We start from the raw sequence: 17,142 nt of genomic DNA, 5'->3' as shown, positions 1-17,142 counted from the left end.
GAGTTGAGAAATGTTCACTCTCAGGATAGAGCTTGGACAATAGAGACAACAGCCGAGAGAGTGATTTGGCCTATGAAGCAAAAAGCAATGTCAGAGCCCGGCAAGCCCGTTTTATCACAAGATCCGCATGCGTTGCGCGAGCCGAAAGTCAACAATCTCGAGATCGCAATCGGGCACGAGGTTCGCGCCTTCCGCAAGAAGCTTGGAATCACAGGTGCAGATCTTGCCTCGGCTACCGGCCTTTCGTTGGGGATGCTGTCAAAAATCGAGAACGGCAACATCTCGCCTTCGCTTACGACGCTTCAATCTCTCTCCAAGGCGCTGGGAGTGCCTGTGACCGCGTTCTTCCGCCGATTTGAGGAGCCGCGCAACGCCGTATTCGTCAAGGCGGGCGAGGGGGTTGAACTGGAGCGTCGCGGCACCCGTGCGGGCCATCAGTACAATCTGCTCGGCCACATCGACAACAATTCAAGCGGTGTCGTCGTGGAGCCCTATCTGATCACGCTCACGACCGGTTCCGACGTTTTCCCGACGTTTCAGCATGAAGGCATGGAATTCCTTTATATGCTCGAAGGCGAGGTGGTCTATCGTCACGCCGACCAGCTGTTTACCATGCAGCCCGGCGACAGCCTGTTCTTCGATGCGGACGCTCCTCACGGTCCCGAGATTCTGGTGACGCTGCCCAGCCGGTACCTGTCAATCATTTGCTATCCGCAGCATCGCTAAAGATGGCCTTCAAGCAGGTGTCTCTCGCGCTGATATCTTGCTTAAGAGGAAAATTTTATTCGTGACAGTTGAAATTATAAATCAGAACTGTTAGCAGTCCGATAGATGATTTTTTCGGAAGGTCTCCTCGGCATGTGCGGCATTGTTGGATTGTTTCTCAAAGACAAGAATCTGGAGCCGCAGCTTGGCGCGCTACTGTCGGACATGCTCATCATCATGTCGGATCGCGGTCCTGACAGCGCCGGGATTGCGATCTACGGCACACCGGCGGATGGCGTCGACAAGCTCACGCTACAGTCGGCTGATCCACGGGCGGATTTCACCGGTCTTGAAGAAATCCTTGCGTCAGCGAGCGGCGAGACTGCCAAGGTGACGGTCAGGAGCACGCATGCAGTTGTCACGTTCGACTCCGAGTACCTGATCGCCATCCGTTCGGCTCTTGCCGAAGCCTGCCCCAACATCCGCATTATGGGCAGCGGAGAAAGTGTCGAGATCTACAAGGAAGTCGGTCTGCCGAAGGATGTGGTTGCGCGCTTCGATATCGCTGCCATGTCCGGGAGCCACGGTATCGGTCACACGCGCATGGCGACCGAGTCCGCCGTTACAACGCTCGGAGCGCATCCCTTCTCCACTGGTGCCGATCAGTGCCTTGTTCACAACGGCTCGCTGTCCAACCACAACAATCTGCGCCGCGATCTCAAGCGTGAAGGCATGATTTTCGAGACCGAGAACGACACGGAAGTTGCTGCTGCGTATCTCACGGCGAAACTGGCCGAAGGCAAAAACCTCGGCGAAGCGCTGAACGGGGCGGTCGATGATCTTGACGGTTTTTTCACCTTCGTTGTCGGCACGAAATCCGGTTTTGGCGTGGTGCGCGATGCCATTGCGTGCAAGCCCGCCGTCATGGCCGAAACCGATCAATACGTGGCATTCGGTTCGGAATACCGCGCGCTGGTCAACCTGCCGGGCATCGATACGGCACGGGTTTGGGAGCCAGAGCCTGCGACAGTCTATTTTTGGGAGCATTGAGATGCCGACGATCGACCTTGCCGTAACTCCTTTGCGGGAACTGAATCAAACCCTTCACGCAATTCCGGCAGGGAGCAACGACATCAGTTTTGAAGTTCTCAATCCGCGTGGAAGCCATTCCGTCGCAGTCGGCATCGATGCCCCGGTGAGCGTCGAAGTGCGTGGCAGCGTCGGATATTATTGCGCCGGCATGAACAGTGAGGCCACTATCACGGTGCATGGCTCGGCGGGTCCGGGGGTTGCCGAGAACATGATGTCGGGTGCCGTTTTCGTGAAGGGTGATGCCAGCCAATATGCGGGTGCCACCGGCCGCGGCGGTTTGCTGGTGATCGAAGGCAATGCGTCATCCCGCTGCGGCATTTCGATGAAGGGCATGGATATCGTCGTTCGCGGCAATGTCGGGCACATGTCGGCCTTCATGGCGCAGTCCGGCAATCTTGTCGTGCTGGGAGATGCGGGCGATGCATTGGGAGATTCGCTGTACGAAGCCCGGCTCTTCGTGCGTGGCTCCGTCAAAAGTCTCGGCGCTGACTGCATAGCCAAGGAGATGCGTCCGGAACATCTGGACATTCTGCGGGGTCTGCTCGATCGTGCCGGCATCACCGATGTGAGCCCGAAAGAATTTACCCGCTACGGCTCCGCACGCACGCTCTACAATTTCAACATTGATAACGCCGAAGCCTATTGAGCGTGAAGGGGTAAGACATGAGCTATCACAATCCCGCAACCACACCGCGCAAATCGGCGACGTTCGATGATTACACGATGTCGGAAATACGCCGTGCTGCCGCTACCGGGATCTATGATATCCGCGGCTCCGGCGCCAAGCGCAAACTCCCGCACTTCGATGATTTGCTCTTTCTCGGCGCTTCGATCTCCCGCTACCCGCTGGAAGGCTACCGGGAGAAATGCGAAACCTCAGTGGTCCTTGGATCGAGATTCGCCACGAAGCCGATTCACCTGAAAATCCCGATCACGATTGCGGGCATGAGTTTCGGCTCACTCTCTGGACCAGCCAAGGAAGCGCTCGGCCGCGGTGCGACGCTTGCGGGAACATCGACGACCACGGGTGATGGCGGCATGACGGAAGAAGAGCGCGGTCATTCGCAAACGCTCGTTTATCAGTATCTGCCGTCCCGTTATGGCATGAACCCAAAGGATCTTCGCCGCGCCGATGCGATCGAGATTGTCATTGGCCAGGGTGCGAAGCCGGGTGGCGGCGGGATGCTGCTCGGCCAGAAGATTTCAGACCGCGTGGCGGAAATGCGCACGCTCCCGCAGGGCATCGATCAACGCTCTGCAAGCCGGCATCCTGACTGGACCGGTCCCGACGATCTTGAAATCAAGATACTCGAACTGCGCGAAATCACCGACTGGGAAAAGCCGATTTACGTCAAGGTCGGGGGCTCGAGACCCTACTACGACACGGCGCTCGCCGTTAAGGCCGGGGCCGATGTCATTGTGCTTGATGGCATGCAGGGAGGCACGGCAGCGACGCAGGAAGTCTTCATCGAGAACGTTGGACAGCCGACGCTCGCATGCATCGGTCCCGCTGTCAAAGCGCTGCAGGACCTCGGCATGCATCGCAAAGTGCAACTGATCATCTCTGGCGGTATTCGCAACGGTGCCGATGTAGCCAAGGCGCTGGCTCTCGGTGCCGACGTGGTGTCCATCGGGACGGCGGCCCTCATCGCCATTGGCGACAATGATCCACGCTGGGAAGAAGAATATCAGAAGCTTGGTACGACTGCCGGCGCTTATGATGACTGGCACGAGGGCAAAGACCCCGCTGGCATCACCACGCAGGACCCAGAACTGGCGAAACGGGTGGATCCGGTTGCAGCAGGTCGCCGCCTTGCCAATTATCTCAAGGTCATGACCCTCGAGGCGCAGACTATCGCCCGCGCCTGCGGCAAGAACCATGTCCATAATCTCGAACCGGAAGATCTGTGTGCGCTCACGATCGAGGCTGCGGCCATGGCGGGTGTTCCGCTTGCCGGCACCAGCTGGATTCCCGGAAAGGGAGGGTTCTGACGGCCAATATAACTGAGCGGAGCATTTGGGAGGATGCGGTCCGGTCTCTTTGAAAAGTGTCTAAACAAATCCAAAGGGGAACACTATGACACTGGATCTCTCGTCCTATGCCCGCGAGAACGGCATCAAATATTTCATGATCAGCTACACCGATCTATTCGGCGGTCAGCGGGCAAAGCTTGTCCCGGCCGAGGCGATTGCCGATATGCAGAAGGACGGTGCCGGGTTTGCCGGATTTGCCACCTGGCTCGATCTGACGCCTGCTCATCCGGACCTGTTTGCAGTACCGGATGCCGCTTCCGTTATTCGCCTTCCGTGGAAAAAGGACGTGGCATGGGTGGCCGCCGATTGTGTCATGGAAGAACAACCCGTGGAACAGGCGCCCCGCAACGTTCTCAAAAAGCTTGTTGCACAAGCAGCGGAGGCCGGGCTTCGCGTGAAAACCGGTGTGGAAGCCGAGTTTTTCCTCATCTCCACCGACGGTTCCAGGATCTCCGATGAATATGATACGGCGGAGAAACCCTGCTACGACCAGCAGGCGGTGATGCGGCGCTATGATGTCATTGCGGAAATCTGCGACTACATGCTCGAACTCGGCTGGAAGCCCTACCAGAACGATCACGAGGATGCGAATGGCCAGTTCGAGATGAATTGGGAGTTTGATGATGCCCTGAAGACAGCAGACAAGCATTCCTTCTTCAAATTCATGGTCAAGTCGGTCGCGGAGAAACATGGGCTTCGTGCCACATTCATGCCCAAACCCTTCGAGGGTCTGACCGGCAACGGTTGCCATTGCCACATCTCCGTCTGGGATATCGATGGCGGCACCAATGCCTTTGCCGACAAATCCGCCGAGTTCGGGCTTTCAAGCCAGGGCCGCACATTCCTCGGCGGCATCATGAAGCATGCCTCGGCCTTGGCCGCCATCACCAATCCGACCGTCAATTCCTACAAGCGCATCAACGCGCCACGGACAGTTTCCGGAGCGACGTGGGCGCCAAATTCGGTGACCTGGACCGGCAATAACCGCACGCATATGGTGCGCGTTCCCGGGCCCGGCCGCTTCGAATTGCGCCTTCCCGACGGCGCGGCCAATCCCTACCTTTTGCAGGCAATCATTATCGCTGCGGGCCTCGACGGACTGCGCTCCAAGGCCGATCCCGGTCCTCACCGCAACATCGACATGTATCACGAGGGGCATACCATTACGGATGCGCCGAAACTGCCGCTTAACCTCCTCGATGCGTTGCGCGAATTCGACAAGGATGAAGGTCTCAAGACCGCCATGGGGTCGGAATTCTCGGCAGCCTACCTGAAATTGAAGCAACGGGAATGGAATGCCTATGCCTCGCATTTCACCCGTTGGGAGCGCGAAACAACGCTGGATATCTGAGACGGCATCCCGCATCGGAGATCAGCAAGGGGAAACTATGACTGTGATGAAAACCTATGTGCTGACGGTCAGCTGTCAGTCGCGGCGCGGTATCGTTGCCGGCGTTTCCGGCTATCTTGCGCAAATGGGCTGCAACATCGTCGATAGTTCGCAGTTCGATGATCTCGACACCGGCAAATTCTTTATGCGGGTAACTTTCGTGAGCGAGGAAGGCACGACACACGAGCAGATCGAAGCCGGCTTTGTCGAGGTGGGTAAAGTATTCGACATGGTTTTTGAGTTTCACGATAGCGACAGGCGCATGAAAGTGCTGCTGATGGTATCGCGTTTCGGCCACTGCCTGAACGACCTGCTCTACCGCTGGAAAATCGGCGCATTGCCGGTCGACATTGTCGGCGTGGTCTCCAATCATTTCGATTACCAGAAACTGGTGGTCAATCACGACATCCCGTTTCACCATATCCCGGTAACCAAAACCAACAAGTCACAGGCAGAGGCACGGCTGATGGACGTGGTAGAGCAGTCGGGCGCAGAACTGATCATTCTGGCCCGCTACATGCAGGTATTGTCCGAGGCAATCTGCAAGAAAATGTCTGGCCGGATCATCAACATCCACCATTCGTTCCTGCCCTCGTTCAAGGGCGCGAATCCATACAAGCAAGCCTATGAACGGGGCGTCAAGCTGATCGGTGCAACGGCGCATTACGTTACCGAAGACCTCGATGAAGGTCCGATCATCGAACAGGACCTGGCCCGTATCACCCATGCACAGAGCGCCAACGATTATGTTTCGATCGGACGGGATGTCGAAAGCCAGGTGCTTGCGCGGGCAACCCACGCCCACATCCATCACAGGGTGTTCATGAATGGTAACCGGACGATTATCTTTCCGGCCAGCCCCGGCAGCTATGCCTCCGAGCGGATGGGATGAACAGTGTTGGCGCCATGTGCCTTCAGGAAAACGCTCCGCAATGCGGCTTGCGTTCCGGTAAAACGTAACTATACTGAAGAAATAAATATTCCGTACAGTAAATAAAATGGGGAATAGCATGGCACTGAGTTGGCGGTTTTCAGCCCTGGCCGAGCGGCATCGGGCTTTGGGTTCGAAGCTTGAAGACTGGAGCGGCATGGGAACCGCCTGGACCTATGAGAAGGATATCTATGAAGAGCACATCGCGATCCGTACCAAAGCGGGATTGATGGATGTCTCAGGTCTGAAAAAGGTCCACCTCACAGGCCCGCACGCCATTGCAGTGCTTGACTATATCACCACCCGCGACATGACGAAGATTTACCCCGGTCGCTCGGTCTATGCAGCCATGCTGAACGATCGCGGGCATTTCACCGAGGACTGCATTGTTTATCGCACGGCCCCCAATTCCTGGATGCTGGTGCATGGTTCCGGGTCCGGCCATGAGGAAATTGTTCGCCAAGCCATGGGTCGCAATTGCGCGGTGCTTTTCGATGACGATCTTCATGACCTGTCGCTACAGGGACCGCTGTCTGTCGATTATCTCGCTAAATATGTGCCTGGCATTCGCGATCTGAAATATTTCCATCACATGCAAACGACGCTGTTCGGCGCGCCGGTGATGATCTCGCGGACGGGATATACCGGCGAGCGCGGTTACGAGCTCTTCGTGCGGGGCCAGGATACTCCGATGGTCTGGGACCGGATCGTTGAGGAAGGCAAGGAGATGGGCATCATTCCGTGTTGCTTCAGTGTTCTCGACATGCTGCGCGTGGAAAGCTACCTTCTGTTCTATCCTTATGACAATTCGCAGATGTACCCGTTTGCGGATGAACAGCCGGGCGACTCTTTGTGGGAACTGGGTCTCGACTTTACCGTCAGCCCCGGCAAGACCGGTTTTCGAGGCGCAGAGGAACATGCACGTCTGAAGGGCAAGGAACGCTTCAAAATATTTGGTCTCCTGATCGATGCCGACGGTCCGGCTGATTTGGGCGATGAGGTCTGGGCCGATGGCAAAAAAGTGGGGGTCATCACCTGCCCAAGCTATTCCAAACTCACCAACCGCTCGATGGCGATCATGCGGGTGGATGTCGACAAGGCAAAGCCCGGAACGCCGCTCGAAGTGCGCGGTAAATCCTTGGGTGCCACGGCAACGGCGCACGCCCTGCCTTTCGACGATCCGGAAAAGAAAAAGCGGACGGCCCAGGGGTAGGATATGCTCGTCGAGGGGATCAAGAGCCGTCCGCACTACAAGGGGATCTCAGTCGATCACTATGCGCGCCGCCACCTCTTTGCTCTTGAGGGGGAGGGTGCACTCGCCCTCTTGAAACAAGTGGATGCTGCCGGTGGCGATGTTCTTGCCAAGAGCGAAATCCTCTATGTGGCACGCGGTTCGCAGGGAACGAACCACGGAGCGTCGTTGGCAGCTCTCCCGGCGGATATGTTCTGGACCGGACCGACGATTGCGACGCTGCTGTTCCGGCTCAAGGGCTCGCTCAACACCGCGACGATGGGCACGCGCCTCTATATCGCCGGGACGGAGGGCTTCATCGGGCAGGTGATGCAGGTCGCGCTGGACTTCGGCATGGATCACAATTCCATCCCTACAGAACACTGCGGCTCGCTTGCACGCCGGGTCCAATGCGTCCACTGCAAGGGCACCACCGAGAATGTGACGACCAATCCTGTCTCCTGCAGCCACTGCGGCCTGGCGCTTTTGGTGCGCGATCACTATTCCCGCCGTCTGGGTGCCTTTCAGGGCGTCAATATCGACGCGGAAGAGCCCGGCACGGCCCCCGACCCTGAGGAGCTGTTCCTGTGAGCGCCAGTACGGATATTCCCGTCCGCGTTGCCAAGGTCACGCAGGTCGCCGACCGGATCAAACGTTTTCGTTTCGAGCGACTGGATGGCCGCCCACTTCCATTCTTCTCGGGTGGCGCGCATGTCGTCGTGTCCATGACGGACGAAGGTCTGTTGCGGCGCAACGCCTATTCCCTCATGTCGCCGCCCAGTGATCCTTCGGGATATGAGATCAGCGTGCTGAAGGTTGAGGAATCGCGAGGTGGTTCGCTTTTCATGCATGGCAAGGTCAGAGAAGGCGATGCGCTGACGATCAGCCAGCCGGTCAACCTCTTCGCCCCCGATTGGCGCGGCCGCAAGCACATTCTGATCGCCGGCGGCATCGGCATCACGCCGTTTCTCGCGATGATGGCACAATTCGCACGCGCCTCCATCCCCTTTGAACTCCACTACGCTATGCGCTCGCGCAGCTACGGCGCTTACTGGCGCGAACTGATGGAGCAATATGGCGAGCACCGGGTGAAAGTCTACTTCAACGACGAGAACAGCATGATCCCTGTTGGTGTAATCCTTGCCAACCGGCCTCTTGGCACGCATCTTTACGTGTGCGGGCCGAGCCCAATGATTGACGGCATCCTGACGGCGGGACGCGAGGCGGGCTGGCCGAAGGAGAATCTGCATTTCGAGCGGTTTCTCGCGCCGCCGCCTGGCAAGCCGTTCATTGCAGAACTTATCCGCTCGGGCATGTCCGTTCCGGTGGGAGAGCATCAAAGCCTGCTCGAAGCGATCGAGGCCGCCGGTATAGATGCGCCGTTCATGTGCCGGGGCGGCGCCTGCGGGCAGTGCGAAACATCGGTGGATACCTGTGAGGGCACGCTCCTTCACAACGACATCTATCTATCCGATGAGGAGAAGGCCTCCAGCCGGAAAATCATGATCTGCGTGTCCCGCTTCAAGGGAAAAAGACTGTCACTGGACCTCTAGGTAAATCCAGAGCCGCGAGGCAAGGAGAATGGCGAATGGCGATTGAGTTCAAGCGCGAGACCTTCCGGGAGGATTTTACCTATCGCAACAGTCCGCAATACATACCGCGCTTCCCGTTTCCCTTTGCGGAAGACAATTACATGTACTCGGTCAACATGGAGCCGCATGTGCCCGGACCGAAGGGGACGGTGTTTGAAAGTCTCATCGACGTCGATGAACACTACATTGCCGAGATGGAGGACCGCGCGCTGGTCCTGAAAGAAGATCCGCTGCGCTGCCAGGCTTTGCCGCACATGATGACGGCGCAATGGGACACGCTGGAACTGCTGATGGAACAGCAGGCTGCGGGCAATCCTGAACATTTCACCCTGATCAGAAACGGTGACCGCTGGCGCTGGATCAACCGGCCGCTCAATATCGACGACACTTTCACTTTCGGCGACAGTTCGACGCTGCCTTACGAGCCGATGGAATATATTACCCGGCAGGCGCAGGGCGATTTCTGCATCGTCGATCAGCGCGACGGAAATCTCTGGATGGATGCCGGTATGGTGACGACGCAGGCCGACTGGTCGCTCGACTTCGATATCGGCATGAATTTCATGGAATGGCACGGCCCAGTGCCGCTCGCGCACCAGATGGGTGTCTTCGAGCGAGCGCTGAAGTTCCTCATGAACCTGCAGCAGGGCAAGCCGACGCGGCGGTTCAACTGGACGATGACGATCAATCCGCGTCTCGATACCAGTCCAGAGAACTACGCTAAATGGGGACCGGACCGCACCACGGTTACACCGGAGAACGTCGGCGAGAAAGTACACCTGCGCGTGGAATTGCAGAGCTTGTGGCGGCTGCCGCGCTCAAACGCCATCCTCTTCGTCATCCGATGCTATCTGATGAGCATGGACGAACTCGTGACGGTGCCGAAATGGGGCCGGCGCTTTCCACGCGTGCTGCGCAGCCTGCCGCCAGAACTCGTCGACTATAAGGGGCTGACCCGGTTCCGCGAAATGACTGTCGACTGGCTCTCGCAGCACGACGATGGGGCGCCTACCAGCCCCGGTATTTTCCCCGATTGATGTCCGGCCTGAACAGTACGACCTAACCAGAACAAGGGAACGATCCATGATCAGAGTAGCAGTGATAGGTGCCGGACCATCAGGACTGGCTCAGTTGCGTGCTTTCCAATCGGCCGCCCGGAAAGGCGCGGAGATTCCGAAAGTCGTGTGTTTCGAAAAGCAGTCGGATTGGGGCGGCCTGTGGAATTACACCTGGCGCACCGGGCTCGATGAATATGGCGAGCCGGTGCATGGCAGCATGTACCGCTATCTCTGGTCGAACGGCCCGAAGGAGTGCCTGGAATTCGCCGACTATTCCTTCGAGGAGCATTTCGGAAAACCCATTGCATCCTATCCGCCGCGCGCTGTGTTGTGGGATTATATCAAGGGCCGGGTGGAAAAAGCCAAGGTCCGCGACTGGGTGCGGTTCAACACGCCGGTTCGAATGGTGCGCTATGACGAGACGGCCAAGACCTTCACGGTGACGGCCCATGACCGCGTCAACGACCGCATGTACGATGAGGTATTCGACTATGTGGTTGTGGCGAGCGGGCATTTCTCGACACCGAACGTACCTCGTTTCGAGGGTGTCGAAAGTTTCAATGGGCGTGTATTGCATGCGCATGATTTCCGCGATGCGCTCGAATTCAAGGACAAGAATGTCCTGATTGTCGGCCGCAGTTATTCGGCTGAGGATATAGGCTCCCAATGCTGGAAATATGGCGCCAAATCGGTCACGGCCAGCTACCGTTCCAAGCCGATGGGATTCAAGTGGCCCGAGAATTTCGAGGAGCGTCCGCTGCTGGAGAAGCTCGTCAACAAGACGGCCCATTTCCGGGACGGTTCGACCAAGGAAGTAGACGCGCTGATCCTTTGCACTGGATACCAGCATCATTTCCCGTTCCTGCCGGATGATCTGAGGCTGAAGACGGCCAACCGGCTGTGGACGGACGATCTCTACAAGGGGGTTGTCTTCGAACCCAATAACAGACTGTTCTACATTGGCATGCAGGACCAGTTCTATACGTTCAACATGTTCGATGCGCAGGCGTGGTGGGCACGTGACGTGATCATGGGTCGTATCGCCCTGCCGACAGCAGATGAGATGAAGACGCATTTCGACGCCTGGCGCGCTCGCGAGGAACAGCTTGAAGATGCCGAGCAGATGATCTGGTTTCAGGGTGATTACGTGCAGGAATTGCTCACTGAAACCGACTATCCGAGTTTCGATATCGAGGGCACAAACAGGACCTTCATGGACTGGGAGCACCACAAGGCCGAGAACGTGATGGGCTTCCGCGATAACTCGCACCGTTCGCTGATGACGGGAACAATGTCACCAGTGCATCATTCGAAATGGGTCGATGCGATGGACGACTCGATGGAATCCTATCTGCGCAGCTGATCCATCCACCCTGAAACAAAGCGGACCGTGAGATTTCCGCGGTTCGTTTTGTTCAAGAACGGGGCCTCAGCTTTTGCGGATCATACTGCACGGTGGGCACGATCGCTGCCGGCAGACGCTTTTGCTGTCCGTCGAGCTTGCCGATTTCTACCGCCGTACCAAGTGCGGAATTCAGCACATCGACCCGCGCAAGTGCGATCGATTTTTTGAGGAGCGGTGACCGGGTGGCACTGGTGATAACACCGACCTGTGCCCGGCCAATGAAGACCGGATCGCCGTGGCCGACAGCCTCGTTTGAGTGGATATCGAGCCCGACCAATACATGGCGCGGGTTCTCCTTGCGCCTGATCAGAGCGTCGCGGCCGATGAAGTCGTCAGTCTTGGTTTTCAGAGGCACCGTAAAGCCGATTCCGGCTTCGAAAGGATCGGTCTGATCAGTAAATTCATGATGGGCGAAGATGAGACCGGCCTCGATGCGCACCATGTCCAGTGCTTCCAGCCCCATCGGCTTCAGCCCGTGCTTTTGTCCTGCCTCCCACACGGCGTCAAAGACGATCAACGCGTCTTTCGGGTGGCAGAGAATTTCGTAGCCGAGCTCGCCCGTAAAACCCGTACGGGATACGACGACTGGAGCGCCTTCGAAATGACCGATCCGGCCGATGGTGAAGCGAAACCATTCGAGTTCGGCGATCGCAGGCTGGCGCGGCGCGGTCCAGATGATCTCCTTCAGAATGTCGCGACTGTTCGGACCCTGAACGGCGATATTGTGAAGCTGGTCCGTCGACGACCGCACCCAGGCTTTAAAGCCCATCTTCTCCGCCTGCTGGCGCAGCCAGATTCCACTGAAATCGTCTCCGCCGATCCAGCGGAAATTATTATCGCCGAGCCGGAAAAGTGTGCCGTCATCGATCATGCCGCCATTCTCGTAGCACATGGCCGAATAGACGACCTGACCGGTCGATAGCTTGCGCACGTCGCGCGTCAGGCAGTATTGCAGGAGTGCTTCGGCGTCCGGCCCGGTCACTTCGAACTTGCGCAAGGGCGACAGGTCCATCACCACTGCCTTTTCGCGGCAAGCCCAGTATTCCTCGACCGGGCCGTCGCCCAGAAAGCGGTTCGGGAGCCAATAGCCGCGATATTCCGTATAGTCCCGGGTAAGCGCGGAAAATCGTGGATGAAATGCTGTTTCTCGTGTCAGCTCGGCATCGGCGTCAGGAGTCATTCGAAAGCCCACCGCTCGTGTGAATTTTTCTTGGTCCGAATAGGTGCGGATATGGATGTCGGTCGGATCCCAGCCATTGGCCGCATCGATGTCGTCCGGGCAGGAGGAGGAGACGCAGACCAAATCCGTCAACGCGCGCATCAGTACATAATCTCCCGGGCGCGACCAGGGTTCATCCAGATAAAGCTGATTGTTATGGTCGATCGCCGTGTTGTAAAAATAATTCAGCGCCTCCCAACCCTTGCGCGGCGCGATGCCATAGGGCTCCAGCACCACATTGAAATTATCCGTACAGTTGGCATGGCCCGGATAACCCATGTCGTCATAATAGCGGGAATTGCAGGCGGTGGCGAAGGCGTCATGGCGGCCAACCGTGTCCTGCACGATTTCCACCAGTGGCTCGAAATCGCGGTCGAATGCTTTGGAGGGCAACCCCGGCATCGGATAACTGCGGCCAAGCAAGGTTCGTGTGACGGTTGAATCCAGTGCCAGATCGAGGCCCTTCTCTACTTTTCTGGCTGAAAAGGCCTGGAAATCCGTGCATTGCCGACCGAAGACGTCGATTACCTGAATGAATTCTCCGGCCCGGACGAAATAGGCTGAGGCAGTCGCGGCCTTAATCCGCAGATCGTGGATCGGGTCGGCCAGTAACTCCGGCAGGCAGGCATCGTAGCTCCGTTCAGCACTGCTGCGCTCAATCCGTATCTCGATCGGCGTTGCCGTGTCTTGCTCCCATGGCGCCATAGGCTTGGCGGGCGCCGCAGCGATGAGAAGCCCTTGGCTTGTAATAACCAGGCTCGCCTGGCTGCCCGGTGTCGAATCTTCGCCAAACAGCCTCAGGGCGCCAGCCTCGCCCAGATCGACGCCGCGCCGTTGCAGTGACAAAAGCGTCCGTCTCGCGCTGGGCTCACCGGACGACAGAATGGTCTTCAACCCTTCCGAGCGATTGGTGAATACTGTTCCGAGCCCGCTCGCGTTGAAGCGGCCTGCTTCATCGACAAAGGTGATCTCGCAAGGTTGACCACCTTCCGTATCGATCACGGTTATCCGGTCACCCGGCGCGACCTGCACAACAGCCGAACCGCCGCCCTTGATGCGATAGCGTTCGGTGGCGGACCGCGTGGACTGCAGGCCCGGATAGCGTGTCAAGCTAGGGCGGGGAGGCTGCAGGCTCCCGGCGAAACGATCCACTTCTTGCATGAAGCCTCCGCGGCTGCTCTTCAGCATTATCGACACTTTGCATCCTACGAAGCGACTCCGCAATGTAAAGCGTTCTATTGACTAAAAAGAAAATTTATTTACTGTACGTGAATATCGAAGATCGCCGCATCTGAGCAAGAAAAAGAAAAAATCGATCAGATTGCAGCCAAAGAATTTCTCAGTGGGAAGAGAACATCAAGGAGACATGCAGGAACTGCCGTCAAACAACTGGTTGGGGAACTTGATCAATGACAACTGTGGAAGAAGCCGGGATCGCGACCGGCACTGAGGGTAAACTGGTCCGCGCACTGGACTGGAAAGGTGCTTTCTGGGTGGCTGCCGGTGTGCCGCCACTGGTTCTTTTCTCTATCGGCGGTATCGCAGGAACAACAGGCAAGTTGGCCTTCCTGGTCTGGATCATCTCCATGATCATGGGTTTCCTGCAATCCTTTACCTACGCTGAAATCGCCGGCATGTTCGGCAACAAATCCGGCGGTGCCTCCATCTACGGCGCGACCGCGTGGCTGCGTTATTCGAAATTCGTCGCGCCACTGTCTGTCTGGTGCAACTGGTTTGCCTGGTCCCCGGTTCTGTCGCTTGGTTGTGCCATTGCAGCGGGTTATATTCTCAACGCGCTGTTCCCGATTCCGGCAGTCCACTCCGAGCTTGTTCAAAGCTGGATTGCCGCACACGCCGCTTCGATCACGGTCGACAGCCCTCGCGTGGCCGAGTGGCTGGCTGCCCATGCGGGCTCCACGCCTCCGGATGCAGTCAAAGCTCTCCTGGGGCTCGATGGTGTCGCAGCATTCACTCCGGCAATCCGAAATTGGTCGCTGTTCAGCTTCCGCATTCCCTTTCTGGCGCAGGCCAATATCAATGCGACCTTCATCATCGGCGCCATTTTGATGTTGATCATCTTCGCAATTCAGCATCGCGGCATCGCTGGCACCGCAACCGTTCAGAAGTGGATGGCCATTGCCGTTCTCATTCCGCTGCTGCTGATCGGCATCTTCCCGATCGTCACCGGTTCGATTGACTACTCCAACGTTATGGGCCTCGTCCCGCCCTCGGCGGCATATTCCGGCGTCGACGGCACATGGAATATTGGCGGCTGGACGCTATTCCTTGGCGGGCTCTACATCGCGGCTTGGTCGACCTACGGCTTTGAAACCGCCGTCTGCTACACGCGTGAGCTGAAAAATCCCAAGACGGATACGTTCAAGGCGATTTTCTATTCGGGACTCCTGTGCTGCCTGTTCTTCTTCCTCGTGCCGTTCGCCTTCCAGGGTGTGTTGGGGCATGCCGGCATGCTGGCTCCAGGTATCGTTGACGGGAGCGGTGTGGCCGAAGCCCTTGCCGGACTCATTGGCGGCGGGCGCATCGTCACCCAGATCTTCGTGATCATGATGATCGCAGCTCTTTTCCTGGCGATCATGACCGCCATGGCCGGGTCGTCCCGGACCCTTTATCAGGGGTCAAAGGATGGCTGGCTGCCGAAGTATCTAGACCATGTGAACGAACACGGTGCTCCGACCCGCGCTATGTGGACGGACTTTGGCTTCAACCTGATTCTGCTCGCTATTGCGTCCGATACCGGCGGCTACTTCTTCGTCCTCGCAGTGTCGAATGTGGGCTATATCATCTTCAACTTCCTTAACCTGAATGCCGGGTGGATCCACCGCGTCGATTCCGGTCACATCGAGCGTCCCTGGAAGGCGCCGACAGTGTTGATCGGCATCAATACGGTCCTGGCTTTCGTCAACGCCCTGTTTCTGGGTGCCGGCGCCAAGGTCTGGGGTTATGACAACGCCCTCTATATCGGCTTCATATTCGCGGCTCTCATTCTGCCAGTCTTTGCATACCGGCATTACGTCCAGGACGGCGGTAAATTTCCGAGTGGTGCGATGGAGGAACTGGGTCTCGCTGGACATGATCTTGGCGTGCGCAAGGCAGGCATTCTACCCTATTTAGCCCTTGCCGCCGGGTTGGCGATTGTCTTGATATCCAATGTGGTGTTCCAGCTTCCGAGCTAGCTGTTACAGCAATTTGGAGACTGCGCGACGACCGATCGCGCAGTCTTTTGCCACATATCTACAAGAGTGGGAGAGACCGGGAGCGGCAATTTGCCTGTCGTTTGGGCGATTGACTTTGGTGCTGAAGATATAGTCGAGTGAGCTGTCGAACAGCTATCGAGGCATTGATGATTGATTTGAGTTCTTTTGAGAAGCTGAAGAATTCGGACAGGCCAGTCACGATCGGTTTTCTGCTCGTTCCAGATTTCCCTCTGCTAGTGGATGGAATCTAACACTTGGTGCCCGCGCTTGACGGCGGCGATGATGTCGTCGGGATCGGCGGTCCAGATGAACGGTTTCGGTTGCTGGTTGTGTTCTGTGAGGTATCGGTTGATGGCGGCCTGGAGGACGGTGCCTTCCCGAAACACAAGGCAACCGGTATCTACGCCGATGCCAGCAAGCTTCATATTCTCGATCACACGGGTAAGTATTTTTCGGTCAATGGACCGCTCAATGCGTCGCGTCCACCACAAGGTCATCCTGTCATCGTTCAGGCGGCTCTTCCCGCCCGGGGCAGGAACTTGCAGCGAGAACCGCGGACATCGTCTTCACCGCCCAGCAAAGTCTGGAAGAAGCACAAACCTTTTATCAGAGGCAAAAGGAGCGCCTGGTGGTACATGGCCGTGATGCGGATTCCCTTTCAATCATGCCGGGCTTTCTCCCAGTCATTGGCCGGACGTTTAACGAAGCGCGCGACAAGCTGGCGTTGCTTGACGGCTGGACAGATCCTTTCAACGCCATGCCGCTCCTTGCCGAAAGGTTGGGACATGATCTGTCGGGCTTTGATCTTGACGGGCCATTGCCTGATCTGCCGATTTCAGATGAGTTGCAGAGCCGCGCGAAGCTCCTGACCGATCTGGCGCGGCGCGAGAACCTGACCATCCGTCAGCTTGCCCTACGCGTGGCTGCGGGGCGCGGACATCACATTATCCTTGGCACACCTCTTGAAATTGCCGACCGGATGGAGCTTTGGTTCGAGGAGAGAGCTGCTGATGGTTTTAATGTCATGCCGCCCTATTTCCCCGGCGGATTTGATGACTTCTGTGATCTCGTGGTGCCGATCTTGCAGGAGCGAGGATTGTTCCGCACCGCATATGAAGGAATGACGCTGCGCGATCATCTTGGGATTTCTCGACCAATCGGTCCGCAATAAAGGTAGGCGTTACATAGATAGCGCCTTCTGTTGCAACTGGGTACCGACAGATTAGATGCAGGCTATGAGACGTTTGATTGACCAGGAAACTATCTTCTC

At 57.3% G+C, this 17,142-nt stretch carries 13 protein-coding genes and 2 pseudogenes; 13 read left to right on the top strand and 2 right to left on the bottom strand.

Annotation, left to right across the window (positions count from 1 at the left end; translation table 11 throughout):
• Positions 1-72 precede the first annotated feature (72 nt).
• From BLM14_RS25160 to BLM14_RS25110, 11 genes are all read left to right on the top strand, one after another.
• Entirely contained in the window at positions 73-726 is a 654-nt protein-coding gene (locus BLM14_RS25160) for a helix-turn-helix domain-containing protein (RefSeq protein ID WP_100002763.1), read from the top strand.
• 132 nt (positions 727-858) lie between these two features.
• Positions 859-1,755, top strand: coding sequence for a class II glutamine amidotransferase (locus tag BLM14_RS25155; protein ID WP_100002927.1), 897 nt, complete (start codon positions 859-861; stop codon positions 1,753-1,755).
• 1 nt (position 1,756) lies between these two features.
• Positions 1,757-2,443, top strand: coding sequence for a GltB/FmdC/FwdC-like GXGXG domain-containing protein (locus BLM14_RS25150; RefSeq protein WP_100002761.1), 687 nt, complete (start codon positions 1,757-1,759; stop codon positions 2,441-2,443).
• A gap of 17 nt (positions 2,444-2,460) precedes the next feature.
• On the top strand, positions 2,461-3,789 hold the full coding sequence (locus tag BLM14_RS25145) for an FMN-binding glutamate synthase family protein (protein ID WP_100002759.1): 1,329 nt from the start codon (positions 2,461-2,463) through the stop codon (positions 3,787-3,789).
• An 85-nt stretch (positions 3,790-3,874) separates the two neighbouring features.
• Positions 3,875-5,182: a type III glutamate--ammonia ligase gene (gene glnT, locus BLM14_RS25140; RefSeq protein WP_100002757.1), complete on the top strand. Its 1,308-nt coding sequence runs from the start codon at positions 3,875-3,877 to the stop codon at positions 5,180-5,182.
• A 46-nt stretch (positions 5,183-5,228) separates the two neighbouring features.
• Positions 5,229-6,113 (top strand): formyltetrahydrofolate deformylase, encoded by an 885-nt coding sequence (gene purU / locus BLM14_RS25135; RefSeq protein WP_100002926.1) that lies wholly within the window; start codon positions 5,229-5,231, stop codon positions 6,111-6,113.
• Positions 6,114-6,231: 118 nt separating this feature from the next.
• Positions 6,232-7,365: an aminomethyl transferase family protein gene (locus BLM14_RS25130; protein WP_100002755.1), complete on the top strand. Its 1,134-nt coding sequence runs from the start codon at positions 6,232-6,234 to the stop codon at positions 7,363-7,365.
• Positions 7,366-7,368: 3 nt separating this feature from the next.
• Positions 7,369-7,974, top strand: a complete 606-nt coding sequence (locus tag BLM14_RS25125; protein WP_100002753.1) for a dimethylamine monooxygenase subunit DmmA family protein — start codon at positions 7,369-7,371, stop codon at positions 7,972-7,974.
• Complete coding sequence (locus BLM14_RS25120; RefSeq protein ID WP_100002751.1) at positions 7,971-8,936, top strand: PDR/VanB family oxidoreductase; 966 nt, start codon at positions 7,971-7,973, stop codon at positions 8,934-8,936. Before BLM14_RS25125 ends, BLM14_RS25120 begins: the two co-directional genes overlap by 4 nt.
• A gap of 35 nt (positions 8,937-8,971) precedes the next feature.
• Positions 8,972-10,012: a heme-dependent oxidative N-demethylase family protein gene (locus BLM14_RS25115; protein WP_100002750.1), complete on the top strand. Its 1,041-nt coding sequence runs from the start codon at positions 8,972-8,974 to the stop codon at positions 10,010-10,012.
• A 46-nt stretch (positions 10,013-10,058) separates the two neighbouring features.
• Positions 10,059-11,396 carry an NAD(P)-binding domain-containing protein gene (locus BLM14_RS25110; protein WP_100002748.1) on the top strand — a complete coding sequence of 446 codons (1,338 nt, stop codon included), beginning with the start codon at positions 10,059-10,061 and terminating at the stop codon, positions 11,394-11,396.
• Positions 11,397-11,448: 52 nt separating this feature from the next.
• Here BLM14_RS25110 and BLM14_RS25105 read toward each other — a convergent pair whose 3' ends face one another.
• A complete protein-coding gene (locus BLM14_RS25105; RefSeq protein ID WP_100002925.1) occupies positions 11,449-13,818 on the bottom strand; it encodes a DUF1989 domain-containing protein in 2,370 nt (789 codons plus the stop codon).
• Between the two features lie 248 nt (positions 13,819-14,066).
• On the opposite strand from BLM14_RS25105, the gene BLM14_RS25100 reads away from it, so the two are divergent.
• The gene (locus BLM14_RS25100) at positions 14,067-15,851 is read left to right on the top strand and encodes an APC family permease (protein WP_100002746.1); all 1,785 of its coding nucleotides are present in this window, start codon (positions 14,067-14,069) and stop codon (positions 15,849-15,851) included.
• Positions 15,852-16,105: 254 nt separating this feature from the next.
• On the opposite strand, the pseudogene BLM14_RS31465 reads toward BLM14_RS25100, so the two are convergent.
• Positions 16,106-16,240: pseudogene (locus tag BLM14_RS31465) on the bottom strand (IS630 family transposase); the annotation flags it as partial.
• On the opposite strand from BLM14_RS31465, the pseudogene BLM14_RS31460 reads away from it, so the two are divergent.
• Positions 16,178-17,043, top strand: a pseudogene (locus tag BLM14_RS31460) (NtaA/DmoA family FMN-dependent monooxygenase); the annotation flags it as partial. The pseudogenes BLM14_RS31465 and BLM14_RS31460 sit on opposite strands and share 63 nt — an antisense overlap.
• Positions 17,044-17,142 lie beyond the last annotated feature (99 nt).

The organism is Phyllobacterium zundukense, from assembly GCF_002764115.1.
In the GTDB taxonomy this organism is placed as follows: Bacteria; Pseudomonadota; Alphaproteobacteria; order Rhizobiales; family Rhizobiaceae; genus Phyllobacterium; species Phyllobacterium zundukense.
This window is presented reverse-complemented; position numbering and strand designations above follow the sequence as displayed.